Origin of the sequence: Candidatus Poriferisocius sp. (assembly GCF_965204015.1) — a bacterium.
GTDB lineage: Bacteria > Actinomycetota > Acidimicrobiia > Acidimicrobiales > Bin134 > Poriferisocius.
In genome coordinates, this window is sequence record NZ_OZ241965.1 from 2,740,482 (window position 1) to 2,754,360 (window position 13,879).

The window sequence follows — 13,879 nt, forward strand, 5'->3', positions numbered from 1 at the left end:
GGCGCTTTGTGTTGCGACTCCTTCCCACCGCCGCCGGGGACGGTTGGGGCTTCACCCTCACTGAAACCATCGGCAAGTCCAGCCTGCCAGTGGCCCAAGTGAACTCGGCGCAAGCTGTGGGCTATCGCCGGGCCGTGGTCGACGCGGTAGCCGCATCTGGCTATCTCCCCACTGCGGTTTCGCCCCGGCGATACCGTCCGTTCAATCTGGCTCAGGCACCCGGAGTGCGCCTTGCCCTTACGGTGACTGCTGCCGCCCCGGTGGCCCGACCCGGGCGCCGCCGGGTGATCACCGACGCCATAAACGGCCTGACGACCGAGGAAGCCCTGTACTGGTATGCCCAGTCCACCGGTCCGATCGGGAGGCGGGCGCTGCGGGCGTTGCGCCTGCTGCTAGCCGATGACTGAGCAAGACCGCCCCCGGCTACTCATAGAAGACTGGTTTCCAGTAGCCGAGCTGGGCATCGAGTCGGTGCGGGAAAGCAGCCCAATTCCCGGCCAGTTCCCCAAACTCAAGACCCTCCATGTGTGGTGGGCTCGACGCCCACTGGTAGCTAGCGCGGGCGCAGTGCTAGCCAGCCTGCTGCCCGCTTGGTCTTCTCAACTAGCCACTGAGTTTCATGACCACGACGAATTGGCTACTCCTCTGGCCTATCAGGAGTGGTTCCTCCACCTCTGTGGCATCTGGGGCGACCCGGTGGAAGCGCGCAGGTTGCTTGACGCCGCCAACGCCGCTGGTGTCAAGCTCAAGGGCAACGGCTACGGCTACAAGCAGGCGTACAAGAACTCTCCCGATGCCCAAAATCTCAGCCTCCTACATAAGGTTCTTGAGCATGCTTGGGGACAACTGCCCACGGTGTGCGATCCCACCGCCGGTGGTGGCTCGATTCCTTACGAGGCCGTGCGCTACCGACTTACCACCCATGCCAATGACCTTAACCCGGTGGCCGCGTCGGTGTTGCGAAGCGGAGTGGAGATGTCGGCTCGATATGGCTTTGACATCGCTGCCGATCTGCAGCAATGGGGCGGTGAATTTGTCAGTCGTCTGACTAACCACCTCTTGCCCTACTTCGAGGGGCCGGACACTCAAGAAAGAGTGGTTGCCTACATCTTCGCGCGTGCCGTGGATTGTCCCCGTACGGGCAAGATCGTGCCGTTGGTGAGCGATTGGTCGCTCAGGCGGGGAGATAAACCGGTGGCGGTGCGTTTGCTCACCCGGCGCAACGGCAATGAGTTAGATGCCCCCGAGTTCGAGATCGTCGAGGGCCGGAGCATCGACTTCGATCCTAAGAAAGAGGCCACTTGGTCGCAGGGGAAGGCGGTATCGCCCTGGGACCACCTGACCATCGACAGCAAGTACATCAAAGCCGAGGCCCAAGCCGGCCGCATGAACGAGGTGCTGTACGCGATTGCTATTCGCACCGCCTCTGGCCGAGGCTTTCGGGCCCCCAAACCAGTAGACCTCGACGCGCTGACCGCAGCCGAAGCCGAACTGGAACAGCTTTTGCCTCAATGGGAGCACGCCGACGTAATCCCTGCCGAGTACTTCCCAGAAGGCAACGATAACCGCCCCCTCAGCTACGGCATGCCCCGGTGGCGGGACTTCTTCACCCCTCGTCAGCTTCTAGTCCATGGATGCTTCGTAGATGAGTTCCGCAAGCTGGTTCCTGAGGTTCGCGCCGCCATTGACGGCCCCGGCCGAGCCGATGCAGTGCTCGCTTTACTGGCCACCATGCAGGGCAAGGCACTTAACTGGAACGCTCAGCTAGCTAGTTGGGACGTATCAAGACAGAAAATCCGCTCGGTTTTCGACTCTCACAGCTTTGCCTTCAAGAATACCTTTGCCGAGTTCGAGGGTGGCACCGAACTGTATGCCTGGACCCTGGACCAGCTCACCGACGCGTATGACGGCATCGCCGGGTTGCTCTACCCCGATCACGCATCCGACAAGCTCCTCAGTTACGAGTTGCCCGAGCCCCATGTCATCGTCACCCATGAGAACGCGGGCCATCTGGCATCGATAGTTGACGGATCGCAAACCCTGGTGTGCATCGATCCGCCGTATTACGACAACGTGATGTATGCCGAGCTGTCCGATTTCTTCTACGTATGGGAGAAACGCACTCTGGGCGTGCTGTGGCCCGATCTGTTTGCCGAGCCGCTTACCAACAAACATGACGAGGCGGTCACCAACAAGGCCCGTTTCTCCCACGCTGGGCGGCGGGCCCAAGAACTGGCAGATCACGACTACACCGCCAAGATGGCGGCGATCTTCGCCGAGTGCCGCCGGGTGCTGGCCGATGACGGCGTTCTCACGGTGATGTTCACCCACAAGCGGGCCGACGCCTGGGACTCCTTGGGAACTGCCCTCATCACCTCCGGGTTTACCATTGAGACTTCTTGGCCGGTTCACACCGAACCCGAGAAATCGCTCCACCAGGCCCGGAAGAATTCGGCTAAGTCCACCGTGTTCATGGTGTGCCGTAAGCGCAGCGAAGTCGACGCCAGCCTGGACCGTGTGTACCTCGATGACATCGAGGGCGACATCCGCCGAGCTGCGGGTGACGCGCTGGAACGGGCCGCCAAGCAGGGCCTCACCGGGGTGGATCTCTTGTTGTCAACCTACGGGCCGGCGCTGTCGGAGTTGTCGGCCCGCTGGCCGGTGTACTCCGACGAGGCCGACGCCGAGGGCCGCTCACGGCTGCTGCGCCCTGAAGAGGCCCTGGCTGTGGCCCGAACTGAGGTCACCCGTCGCCAGCGGGCTCGGCTGGCAGGCAGCGGAACCGAGTTCGACCCTCTCACCGATTTCATATTGATGTCCTGGAGCATGTTCGCCGCTCGGGAGTTCCCCTATGACGAAGCCCGCAAGCTGGCGCTGGCCACTGGTGGGCTGGAGGTAGCCGAAGTTGAGAGGGCCAAGCTGATCACCGCCAAATCCGGTTCTGTCACCATAACCCCGCCCCATCAGCGGCTGCGTCGGGATAGCGACAGCCACCTGCCAGGAGTGAACCGGGAGCGCCGCTCTTTCCCGGCGCTGATCGATGCCGTCCACACCGCGCTGTACATCACTGAGCAGGATGGCCCGGCCGCAGCCCGACGGTGGCTCAACGAGCGAAGCCTCACCGTTGACGCCCGATTCCGGGACTGCCTCCAGGCCCTGCTCCGAGCCGTGCCCCGCACCAAGTCGTCCGGCAAATGGAATGTGGACGAGGCCGAGCTGCTGGACCGGCTAGCCACCACCTGCTTCCCCGACTTGGACATTCCCCCCGACCCGCTGGACATCTCCGAGCAACAGCTCTTCTCACCCGATGGCTGAACCCGATCCTTCTTCAGGGCGGTTTGCCGATCTTTCTATCGAGTCCCGTTACACCAGCGACGGTGACCTTCTCGGATCGTTCTATGTGCCGGTGCTTCAGCGGGCGGTGGCTTACGACCGGGTAGCGGGTTACTTCTCTTCCTCGGCGTTTGTGTCGGCTGCCGCCGGGCTGGCCCGGTTCATCCACAACCAAGGCACCATCCGGTTTCTGGTGGGGGCGCAACTCTCTGAAGTCGACCGGGAGGCTCTGCTGGGCCGCACCCCCGTCGACGAGGTGCTCGCCCAGCGTCTGCTGGCCCATCTCGATGTGGGCGCCGATGAGATTGCGCAACAGCGATGGCAGGTCATCGCCTGGCTAGTGCAACAACAGCGACTCAACATCCGGGTGGGCGTGCCTTGCGACCCCAGCGGGATGCCGCTGACCGGCACCCAAGCGGGTCATCGCTATTTCCATTCCAAGTTCGGGGTGGTCACCGATGCCGCCGGAGATCGCTTAGCGTTCGATGGCAGCATCAACGAGTCGGCAGCCGGGTGGCAGGAGAACTTCGAGTCGTTCAGCGTGTACCAGTCGTGGAAACCCGAAATTTGGGAGAACTACGGCCAGCGGTGTGCTGACGACTTTGAGCGCCTATGGGAGGGCAACCCCATCCCCAGTGGCTCGGACGCAAACCGGGGAACGTGGCAGGTATTGCCGCTACCTGAGGCGGCCCGCGATCGGCTATTGCAATTGGTGCCCGAGCACTGGACTCCGCCAGTTCGCGATCCCCTAGAGCCCACACCGCTTAGCGACCAAGAGCGTCAGCGGCTGAACGACATCCGAGAGGCTCCTTCCACCGGTACCGGTGTGGGTCTGGCTTCTGCCGGCATCGTGCCGTGGCCCCACCAGGAGGCCATCGCCCGGCGCATTGTGGACACTTGGCCCCGGTCGTATTTGCTGGCCGACGAGGTGGGCCTTGGCAAGACCATCGAGACCGGGCTGGTTCTGCGAGAGCTGCTGCTGTCGGGTCGAGCCAAAACCGCGCTGTTGCTGGTGCCCGCATCGGTGCTCATCCAGTGGCAAGAAGAGCTGGCCGAGAAGTTCCTGCTGGATGTGCCCCGTCTTGAGGGGCGCGAACTGGTCTACGCCGACGGTCGCCATGAGCGGCTGCAGGCTAGCGCCAACCCGTGGCGGGCCGCACCAGTTCTGCTGGCGTCGTCGCATCTCGCTCGCCGTCGTCAGCAGCGTCCTTACCTGCTGGACGGCGAAGGCTGGGATCTGGTGTTCGTGGACGAGACCCACCACGCCCGCCGTCGGGGCGCCCGGCCCAATGACACTCCCAACCAGCTGCTGGCCACACTGCTGGCCCTCAAGGAGCAGGGGCTATGGCGGGCACTGCTGTTGGCTTCAGCCACTCCCATGCAGCTCCACACCCATGACTTGTGGGATTTGCTCAGCCTGTTCGGCTTGCCCCCCGAGTGGGATATCAGTGCCGAGCCCATGCAGCAGTACTACGAAGAGGTGCAGCAGCCTCTCGCCCATCGCCAATGGCAGTTCCTCAAACAGATGCTGGTTGGCCACTTTGCCACCTCCGAGCCTGACGCCACCGCGGCCCGGGTGCTACGGGCCGACCTCGGGCCGGTACAGGCCCAACGCATTACCCGATTCCACGAACGCCCCTTCTCCGCCTCCGCCCGCCGCCTTCTCGACCCCGACATAACGCCGCACTGGGACCTGTGGCTGAGGTCCAACACACCGGTGCGAGACCGGGTATTTCGCACCACCCGAACCACACTTCGTGCCTACCACGACCAGGGGAAGCTCCCGGCAGACACCGTTATTCCCGACCGGGAGGTGACCGATGAGTTCTGCGACTTGGGCACGGCCCACAGCCTTTACAACCGCATTGAGGGCTACATCACCCGCCACTACGACGCCTACCTCCAAGCTGTCGGCACCCGCAGGCCTCTGGGGTTCATAATGACCATCTACCGTCGGCGGCTCACCTCTAGCTTCCACGCCATCCGGTGCTCGCTGGATCGGCGGAGAGAGGTGCTAGCCGGTCGCCGCGCCGTAGCGGAGCTGTTCGATGCCGACGACGTGGCCGCGCTGGAGACCGCTGATTGGGGCGATGACCTCGAAGAACAGGAGGAGTCCGCCGCCGACCACCTCGCAGCTGAGATAGATGAACTCGACCGCTTCATCGCCGATCTCGACGCTCTGCCACCCGACGAGCCCAAAATGAGTCTGCTGGTAGACCTCTTGGCCCAGAGCTTCGCCGACGGACACCGCACCATCGTGGTGTTTACCCAGTACGCCGACACTCTTCGCTACGTGCGGGATCGCCTAACCCCGATCTACGGCGCTCAGATTGTGTGCTACTACGGCGGGCGAGGTGAGCGTTGGATGCCTGAGAGCCGCCAATGGGTGCCCATTCCAAAAGAAGAAGTAAAGGAGCTGTTCCGGCAGGGCGACGAGGTGCGGATCATGCTGGGCACCGACTCCATGTCAGAGGGACTCAACCTGCAAACCTGCGCTCGGGTGGTCAACTTCGACCTGCCGTGGAACTTCATGCGGGTGGAGCAGCGCATCGGCCGTGTGGACCGCATCGGAGGTCAGCCAAAGGTCGAAGTAACCAACCTGTTCTACTCCGACACGGTGGAAGACGACATCTACCGCCGCATCCGCGATCGGCTCGACTGGTTCACCAACGTGGTGGGAAACGCCCAACCCGTACTCGCCGCCACCGAGTCGGTGTTCGAGCGGGCCGCAATGGGCCGCATCGATCCAGCTACCGCCGCCAATGAGCTGATCGGGACAGCCGATCAGCTCGAACGGGCACCCATCAAGCTGGCCGACCTCGACGCCGTGCCCGAACACGAAACCCAACTGCAACCAGCCATGACCCTCAACGACCTCCGAGATGCCCTACTCAGCATCCCCTCGTGCCGCGACCGCCTCACCCCCCACACCGATTACTCCGACGCTTGGATCCTCTCCCTCGACGACGCCTCCCCCCACCCCGTGACCTTCAACCCCGCCCGCTACCAAGACACCCCCCACATCACCCTCCTCACCTGGGGCAGCCCGTTGCTCAATCGCCTCCTAGACCTGGCCGAATCTGCATAGCTAGCAACAAAGGCTTAGGGGCAAGGGGCAGTTGCACCAAATTCCTCGGCCCCTCAAATTTTCGGAACTAACCGATTTATCTTGCTGTGACGATCCTGGAGAGCATGCACTTGCAGCCATTGCGCTTGGTGTCCTGGTCCACCATCGGGATTGAGTCCAAGCCATCCACTGTCTCTTGCAACAAATCCTTCTAAGTATTAAGATTCACTTGCATCTACAAATCGTGCCGTCACACTTATTTCCGTTTGCAGCACTAGAATATATCCATTAGGGAAAGAAGTGTCTCTTCAGTGCTTGGATCAACATGGTGGTCTGCAGCTCTACCAACGAGCCACACAATTGCAAAAGTGATTCCTGCAGATACCATTAGCCTTAAAGCAATCCAATAGTGACCCAAGAGCGTTGTATTTGTATCCTCACCGCGTGGAATTGCATTGATATATAATTTTGCCAATTTCACTCTATTTGACGGGAACATATCCTTGCTCATCATGATGACATCTACAGTCCCATAAATTTTTTTGTTTCGCAAATTAGCTCCAGCTCCCATCATTCCCAAAATATGTAGAGCAAATGCAATCCACCAAGCGATTACCCAATTTCCTCCAATATCATTGTAGAAACCAATGACAAGCGCGAGAATACCTACTCCAGTCGCAAACAGAAATTGACTCAGGGATTCGATCCTCATCAACGCAAATTGCTGTCTCTCGTACTGATCCCTCGCTTCTTCGATAAATATATCGAGCGACTCTTTATCCCACTGGCCAGGTTCTCCTGGTTTATTGTCCCCATAGTAATTGCCATACGGAGGAAGTCTATATGGTATAACTGCAATCAGGAGATGGGTACAGTATAGACGATAATCATCGTACAGTCTTCTTAGCTTTGTTTTCTCTTTCTTTTCACAAGTCACGAGATGTGCCTAGTAACCACGTTGCAATGGCAGTTCCAACCCACTGGCTATCTTGCAAGAACAGCCATTGTCCAGAGGGATTCATGTCGATTACCCACTTCGTATCTCCATCATCTATCCAATCCTGACTTGAGTATCCAATGTTTAACTTATTAGCCAATGCTAATGAGGCGGATCGGATATCTTTATCTTCAAATGATACAAACCCGTCGTGGCCAGTCGGGGAATACCTCCAGTCTATTGGATCCCCATCTACTACCTCTTTTGTGTAGCACCAAGAATGGTCTCCAACAGTCACAACTCTGAAATGTCGTGCCGCCTGTATTCGTTCTTGATACAGGTATGGTTCAGGCAGAAAAGTCGTATCAAGCCAAGAGGTAAGACTGCTTGTCGGGATGGAAACATGATCTTGACCCATTAGGAAGTTTGAAGGCCCGATTGGTTTAGCAACAATATTTCTAGTTCCTAATATATTGACAGCATGTTGAGGTGAGCATGCTATCGCTGACTTCGGACTCTTTATCCCCATTTCGGCAGCAACTTGTGATAGCAACATCTTGTTTTCTGCAGAGACTAGCCTGTCAATCTCCGTAAGCCATTTCGCACTACTAGTCCTAATGAATGAAATCAGCATGGACAACCATGCTGCCTGCTCCATTGCTTGTCTGCTGTTTGCTTGTATTCCATGAGTCCAACCAGCAGGTGCCAACCTACGGATCCAACCCCGAGATAAATTAGCCTCATGATTGGTGATGCCAATAAGTTCACCTGCGACAACAGCTATGTCGCCTTTCTGAAGAGTCTCAACATCCAAGACGATAGGATTATCTAATCTATCTGCTACATCTTGAACATGCGGATCATTGTAGGAACCAATGATGATGGGCTGAGCAGCGGAAGTGCTCACGAAGGAGGTAATACTCCCAGCAACCAAGATTCTCTATCATTATCAATGGTCTCAAATGCCTTTGTATCAAATGTATTGACACTCCAACTTGGATCATCTTGGCTGTATTCTTCTGAACAGATGAATTTGTCAGTCAGCCTTGACTCATTTCGATTTGATTGGTCAATAATGTCACTTACTATTGGCATTGTTCTCCTTCTAGAGGGGAGTTATGTTGACAACATCACACCTAGGAACCAGGACTCGCGATCATTGTCGATGGTCTCAAGTGATAGGGTGCGATCAGTCCCGATTTTGGCTGCACTTTGCATAGACCCGGCGTCGCTTGGGGGCACGAACAGACAATCAGTCAACATGCCATGGACTTTGCGCTCGCGATCCACGCTTGACGACATTAGCAGTTCGCTCAGGTGTCCAAGGCGTTGACCCCCGAAGTGGTATTGAAGATGCAGTGACAGTCCCGGCAGTCTCAGCCAGATAGCCAGGTAGCTCCGTCTCTTCCGTCATCAGACGGTATCTCAGAGGATCGAACCACTTGCGTGTCCTGCCCTCAGTTCCTCGAGCGGCACTCCATGGCTTAAAACCGAATTGCCATTGCCCCCCAGAGTTATATCAACGGTGTGTAGCTGAGCTTCCGTGCCGCAAGGTCGCCCCGCAGGACTCCGCCGTCGTTATCTCGGAGTTGCCGCCATGCGGCGAATCCTTGGAGTACAGCTTGCTCGACCTCCCAGAGATGGCGCTGTTCGACCTCAAGGCCGGCGGTGAAGGTCTGAAACGTCTTGAGTGCGTGGTAGTCGAGGTGCCGCACGCCTTCGAGAAAATTGTGCTGGCGGGCGTACGCGAACATGAATGCGGCGATCGCCTCTTCGATCACGATTGCCCGGCCACCGTCCTCAACAGCATCTGCCATCGTTCCCTTGAGTCGCTTGCGACTGAAGATCTTGCCTCGGGCCACGGGAGACCAACTCAGCACTGCGGCGTTGGCCAAGTGGAATGCATCGTGGAATCGGTAGCCACTGTCGTCGTAGGTGTTGTCTCCAAGATTGTCAGCAACGCGTTTCCCATTCCAGATCACTTCGATCAGCGGTTCGGGTCCGCCGCTTGGTATCGGGCGAATCGTCACGGTGAACGTGCGGGGAAGCTGATGCCGCCGTGGTAGCCCGGCATCGAAATGTTCTGAAGGCTTCCGGCGCCTCGGCGATTCGCCTCCGCGAGCCGGCCATCGATCAGAAGTCTTATCCAGGTTGTTTCGGGCGATCTCGTCAAGCGAGAGCCCAGCCTTCTCGGCGGCATTTGCCGTGTACCACAGAATGTCCCCGAGCTCCTCTGCAACGTTGTCCTTGAAGAGTTCATACGCATCTCCATCTCGCAGCCACTTCTTGTAGCCGGCGTGCAACGTTCCTATTTCACCGGCGAGTCCGAGTAGCGGACCCAGCAGCGCGTCGTTTTCGTCGTCGCCGATCTGAGGGAAGTGATCGGTTCGTTGGGATCTGCGCTGGTATTCCGCAAGGGTGAGTGATTCGTTCGTCATCAGGAGTCGTTCCCCCATGTGCTTGGTTGTGGGCTGCTTGTGAAGCTCGTGGGGTCTATGGCGCCAGCGCGTGCTCCAAACGCGATTAGGTAGTCCAAAGGCAGCCACCCGTAGCCGCCTGCCCCCCATCCCGGTCCCCAGCTGTTTCGTACCAGCAGAGCTCGGACTCGTTCTTGTGTTCGAGCTCCAACCACCAGCACGGCGTGGTAGGAACCCTGTGGGGCCGTCAACGGAGGCACTTCAATGGTGCCGTTGGACGTGGCTTGCTCAAACTCCGTTGTGACTTCAATTATCAGCGCAACAACGAGACCGATCGCCAGCTTGTCTTCGATGCCATCTTCGATGCCGTCATTGGCGACCGGCACGGGGGACAAGTCGGCCTGGTGCCAGATGGACGTCTGGGCCGCCAACGGAATCTGATCGGCTTCGTGAATGATTGCAATATTGAATGGCCAAGCCGCCGAACTGGGCTGGCCATCCGTCCGGAGGGCGTCGGCGACAGCTTCCAGTGTTGTGCCCTCACGAGATGCCGTGCCGTTCGCGACGCAACTTGACCACAAGGCATCGGGTGCGAGCGGTTCGGGTGGCTGCGTGCGAGATGCTTCATGAGCGGCGGTCACGACAATGGGGATGCACAGCGGTCGGGTTCCTTGGTCGATCGCTGGAGCGAGCATCGGTCTCAAGTCGACTGGCAGCCGAGCCAAGCTGCGCTGCCGCCTCGCGTCGTACCCGGCCATTGCTTAGTGGGGCTCATCCACAGTTACTGCGGTGGTCGAGCGTCGGCGATCCCGCGCTTCTTCCACCCAGTCGTCGTCATCATCGCTGATCTGGTCGATGGCGAACGCCTCTCGCCGCGCCTCGACGGCTGCCGTGATTCGATACTCGTCGATCGGATCGGCGTTGCCGTACTCGTTGCGCAGCACGAGCCGGACCTCTGTCTGACCGGGTTCTTCCAACCGAATGCCGAAGATTCGGCGGCCCACTGCGCCTACGACGATTTTTTCGTCGCGAACCTGCTGTACGGCATCTCCCGATTCGGAGGCATCAAGTCTCGCTAGGCGGCGGCTTCGGATGGCCGCGTCGGTCGTCACCTGAGCGGAGCCATCTGCAATATAGACATCACCGACCACGGTTGCCCGCCCACCAGCGATAGGAATTGGCTCTGGTTTCTCCGCCGGGGCGGGCTTGCGCGCTCGGTCGACGGCTTGGCTTGGGGGCTTGCGGCGTGGTTCAGCCTTCGGTTCAGTCGTCGCCAGTTCTACCCAGCCCAGGAAATTGTCGTCGGCGAAGGGGGGCGGTGGCTGTGTCGCAGAGCGTCGTGGACTTGGGTCGGTACTTGGGATCGACCACCTGTAACCGGTGCTGCGGTCTTCGGGCAACGAAATGATGATCTCGTCATCAGTCCGGACGTTGAGTTGCTGGTCGCGCCAAGCCATATCAACCGGCCAAACGTCTGCAATGCCGACGACAGGTCGGCGTCCGGCGCCAATCGTCTGTTTGACCTTTAGCGGCGGCACTTTGAGCAGCTCTCGCAGATCATTCCGCGTGATCCGTTCAAGGTGGTACAGCTGCCTCGCAGCTGCCTCGTAGCTAACGCCTGCCTCACGGGCGACGGTGTAGATGTCCAGCGGGCCAAGCGAAGTCGTATTGCGCCGCGACAGAATGCTCTGGACGAGTGGGGGCGGCATAAGCAGCGCCCCAGCGAATACCTGGGCAAGTGTCTCCCGCTCGATGTCGGTGCGTCCCAGCACGTCCGCTTCTGTATCGAGTGAAGCATCGTGGCCACCATCGAGTCGCCAGTGGCCGAGCTCGTGCGCCGCGGTGTACCGCTGGATCGGCGTTGAGCGCTCGGTGGTTATGAGGATGCCGCCTGTGCCCTCTGGCAGGTACGCCCCTAACAGCCCATCAAGCGGAAAGAAGGCGAGCCACAACCCGAGGCTTTCGACCAAACCGAACACGTCCACCTGGCGCGTCTGATCCACGCCAGCCTCGTTCAAGAGCCGGTTCGCAGAGCTTGCAGCCATGAGTCGGCGTGTGTGTTCGGAAGCCACGGGCTACTCCGTTGGTTCTGCTCGGATGGCCCCGGGCCGCCCCGCCCCGGCCAAGAATTCAGCAAAGCGCAAGACCTGCTCTTTGTCTTGGTCCGACAGGGCCGCAGTCGCCCTATACAGGGGCGCATTCACGTCGACCTCAGTGTCCTCTTCTCCCAGCAACCATGCCACTGGCCGGCGATAAAGACGGCCGAGACGCCTGAGCTCAAGCGACGAGACGCGACGCTTTCCGGACTCAATCGCCGACACGCTTGCCCGGGGAATATCAAGCACAGCGGCGACATCCTCTTGGAGGAGCCCTATGTACTCGCGCGCCTCCCGTAGCCGTTGTGCGAGTGCCATCTGCTCGCTTGAGTCGGATTCGGGCTCGTCCATGCTCATGATCTGTCCTTTCGTTGGTGTGGCACTTCCAGATCCTCTTGTCCCATCCGTGCGGAGGCAACTGCGATTGCCGTAGCCCAGCCACTTTCATGGGAGGCAGAGACGTCCAACTTCGAGATCCCAAGCGATCGGGCCCGCTCGGCAGCCGAACCTCGCAACGAGACGCTTGGAGCTCCCGATTTCGACGACGAAATTTCGATGTTTCGCGGGTCGAGGTCGCTGATCCCTAGACCGAGGCACTTCATCACTGCTTCCTTCGCCGCCCACCTTGTCGCGAGCCGCTCCGGGTCACCATCGGCCTCAGCACTTTCTTCTGATGTCCAGCCACGGTCAAGAAACGCCGATCCGCCCTCGGAAACAAGTCGGGCCATTCTCGGGACGGATACAACATCAACTCCAACGCCCACGACACCGTTGCGATCCTCAGCCAGCGCCGAGGCTTCGAGTGCAGACGCGAGTGCCGCAGATGGCGATGTCAGTAGAGCATCGACGTCCCTCACAACAGTGCTCCCATTGACTTCAGAAGTGCTTGTGGCTTTGGTCGGTGACTCGGCTCCGCGTCGGCCAACGTTGCATGGACCAGCAGCTCACCGCACTCAGCACCCGTCTGTTCGCACAAGAAGTGCATGAGGCGGCTGAGGCCGACCAAGTTTCCGTATGCCTTTGTGATGAGGTACTGGTGTCGGTACACAGCTGTGCAGTGCAACGTTCCATCGAACAAGGTCAGATCGATATGGACTAAGCAGGGGAAGCCTCTGGTCCGCTGGTCATTAGGCGCATAGACCTGTATTCCTTCTAGCGACTCAGATGTGAGAGCGTCGGCACCAACATCGATGTCAAGCGTGTTGATGGTTCGACGATTTCTGGCGAACTCATTGCGAATGCGGGAGATCCTCAAGTCGAGCTGATTCGTTCCACCGGGTTCCTTCCCCGGATAGGTGATCATTCGTGAGAAATAGGTTCCTCGGCTGTTCGCCGGGACCCTACGCAACACCGGAAGCATTCCCTCGTAACGCTCGTAAAGGTTGTGTGCCGCAGCATCTAGCTCTCGGACAGCCTGCTCATGGAGGTCGGGCGACCATGAGAATCCGGGACTTTGGTAGAGCGAGCTGGGGAAAATGGTTCCTGCGACCGTCTCCACGCTCTGGTCTCCCGCCTCATCGAGCGCTAGATCGAGCACGTCGCGGATGGTCTCGTCCTCTAAGCCGGGACTCTCAACCGTCATCACCAAGTGAACGCAGCGGCCGTTCCGCTGACTGGCCGTGTGCGTTAATGCCTGAAGCCATGCCTCGCTCAGGGTCTTGGTCGCACCGAGTAGTTCGCTCATGACTTGACGAGGGGTGCATCTTGCTTGCGGATTTGTCGATGCAGCATTCGGCTCAGGGCTGTTGGAGTAGCGAAATCATCTTTGGTCAGGTCTTGAGGATTGACGAGACGACCAACTCCGCATGACTCTTCGACCTGGCTGATCACCCACACCGCCGTGAGGCTGGCTACGCCGGCACCTGAGCCGCTCAGAGCCTCACCGACGCTCGTCAGCAGCGCGTTTACATGGATCTCAAGCTCGCTCTCGCTGAGTCCACGGACATTGACCGTGCTCTCAACTTGGCGCTGAGGCGGGGAAATGCTCCCCGTGTCGATGTCATCTGTCATGACACGGATGTTAGATAAT

12 protein-coding genes are annotated in these 13,879 nt (G+C 59.1%); 3 read left to right on the forward strand and 9 right to left on the reverse strand.

The window, feature by feature from the left end; translation table 11 throughout:
* The first annotated feature begins 8 nt into the window (after window positions 1-8).
* From ACOGJC_RS12370 to ACOGJC_RS12380, 3 genes are read left to right on the forward strand one after another with little or no spacing between them, the layout of a single operon-like run.
* Window positions 9-407 carry a DUF7680 family protein gene (locus ACOGJC_RS12370; protein WP_419845302.1) on the forward strand — a complete coding sequence of 133 codons (399 nt, stop codon included), beginning with the start codon at window positions 9-11 and terminating at the stop codon, window positions 405-407.
* Window positions 400-3,315, forward strand: a complete 2,916-nt coding sequence (locus ACOGJC_RS12375) for a DUF1156 domain-containing protein (RefSeq protein ID WP_419845303.1) — start codon at window positions 400-402, stop codon at window positions 3,313-3,315. Before ACOGJC_RS12370 ends, ACOGJC_RS12375 begins: the two co-directional genes overlap by 8 nt.
* Window positions 3,308-6,421, forward strand: a complete 3,114-nt coding sequence (locus ACOGJC_RS12380) for a DEAD/DEAH box helicase (RefSeq protein ID WP_419845304.1) — start codon at window positions 3,308-3,310, stop codon at window positions 6,419-6,421. Before ACOGJC_RS12375 ends, ACOGJC_RS12380 begins: the two co-directional genes overlap by 8 nt.
* 253 nt (window positions 6,422-6,674) lie before the next feature.
* Here ACOGJC_RS12380 and ACOGJC_RS12385 read toward each other — a convergent pair whose 3' ends face one another.
* The 9 genes from ACOGJC_RS12385 to ACOGJC_RS12425 form a co-directional block, all read right to left on the reverse strand.
* Window positions 6,675-7,337 carry a hypothetical protein gene (locus tag ACOGJC_RS12385; RefSeq protein WP_419845305.1) on the reverse strand — a complete coding sequence of 221 codons (663 nt, stop codon included), beginning with the start codon at window positions 7,335-7,337 and terminating at the stop codon, window positions 6,675-6,677.
* Window positions 7,327-8,244: a hypothetical protein gene (locus tag ACOGJC_RS12390; RefSeq protein ID WP_419845306.1), complete on the reverse strand. Its 918-nt coding sequence runs from the start codon at window positions 8,242-8,244 to the stop codon at window positions 7,327-7,329. Before ACOGJC_RS12390 ends, ACOGJC_RS12385 begins: the two co-directional genes overlap by 11 nt.
* A 607-nt stretch (window positions 8,245-8,851) precedes the next feature.
* A complete protein-coding gene (locus ACOGJC_RS12395) occupies window positions 8,852-9,775 on the reverse strand; it encodes a MazG nucleotide pyrophosphohydrolase domain-containing protein (RefSeq protein ID WP_419845307.1) in 924 nt (307 codons plus the stop codon).
* On the reverse strand, window positions 9,775-10,512 hold the full coding sequence (locus ACOGJC_RS12400; protein ID WP_419845308.1) for a C1 family peptidase: 738 nt from the start codon (window positions 10,510-10,512) through the stop codon (window positions 9,775-9,777). Before ACOGJC_RS12400 ends, ACOGJC_RS12395 begins: the two co-directional genes overlap by 1 nt.
* Window positions 10,513-10,515: 3 nt before the next feature.
* The gene (locus ACOGJC_RS12405) at window positions 10,516-11,757 is read right to left on the reverse strand and encodes an ImmA/IrrE family metallo-endopeptidase (protein ID WP_419845309.1); all 1,242 of its coding nucleotides are present in this window, start codon (window positions 11,755-11,757) and stop codon (window positions 10,516-10,518) included.
* Between the two features lie 72 nt (window positions 11,758-11,829).
* Window positions 11,830-12,207: a helix-turn-helix domain-containing protein gene (locus ACOGJC_RS12410; protein WP_419845310.1), complete on the reverse strand. Its 378-nt coding sequence runs from the start codon at window positions 12,205-12,207 to the stop codon at window positions 11,830-11,832.
* Window positions 12,204-12,707: a holo-ACP synthase gene (gene acpS, locus ACOGJC_RS12415; RefSeq protein ID WP_419845311.1), complete on the reverse strand. Its 504-nt coding sequence runs from the start codon at window positions 12,705-12,707 to the stop codon at window positions 12,204-12,206. The genes ACOGJC_RS12410 and acpS overlap by 4 nt, the downstream gene beginning before the upstream one ends.
* Window positions 12,704-13,534, reverse strand: coding sequence for a hypothetical protein (locus ACOGJC_RS12420; RefSeq protein WP_419845312.1), 831 nt, complete (start codon window positions 13,532-13,534; stop codon window positions 12,704-12,706). The genes acpS and ACOGJC_RS12420 overlap by 4 nt, the downstream gene beginning before the upstream one ends.
* Entirely contained in the window at window positions 13,531-13,860 is a 330-nt protein-coding gene (locus ACOGJC_RS12425; RefSeq protein WP_419845313.1) for a hypothetical protein, read from the reverse strand. The genes ACOGJC_RS12420 and ACOGJC_RS12425 overlap by 4 nt, the downstream gene beginning before the upstream one ends.
* Between the last annotated feature and the right edge of the window lie 19 nt (window positions 13,861-13,879).

Bases quoted from the DNA above. Each gene is read 5' to 3' on its own strand.
- ACOGJC_RS12375 (WP_419845303.1), top strand. From the start codon at position 400: ATGACTGAGCAAGACCGCCCCCGGCTACTCATAGAAGACTGGTTTCCA.
- ACOGJC_RS12380 (WP_419845304.1), top strand. From the start codon at position 3,308: ATGGCTGAACCCGATCCTTCTTCAGGGCGGTTTGCCGATCTTTCTATC.
- ACOGJC_RS12395 (WP_419845307.1), bottom strand. From the start codon at position 9,775: ATGACGAACGAATCACTCACCCTTGCGGAATACCAGCGCAGATCCCAA.
- ACOGJC_RS12400 (WP_419845308.1), bottom strand. From the start codon at position 10,512: ATGGCCGGGTACGACGCGAGGCGGCAGCGCAGCTTGGCTCGGCTGCCA.
- ACOGJC_RS12410 (WP_419845310.1), bottom strand. From the start codon at position 12,207: ATGAGCATGGACGAGCCCGAATCCGACTCAAGCGAGCAGATGGCACTC.
- ACOGJC_RS12420 (WP_419845312.1), bottom strand. From the start codon at position 13,534: ATGAGCGAACTACTCGGTGCGACCAAGACCCTGAGCGAGGCATGGCTT.
- ACOGJC_RS12425 (WP_419845313.1), bottom strand. From the start codon at position 13,860: ATGACAGATGACATCGACACGGGGAGCATTTCCCCGCCTCAGCGCCAA.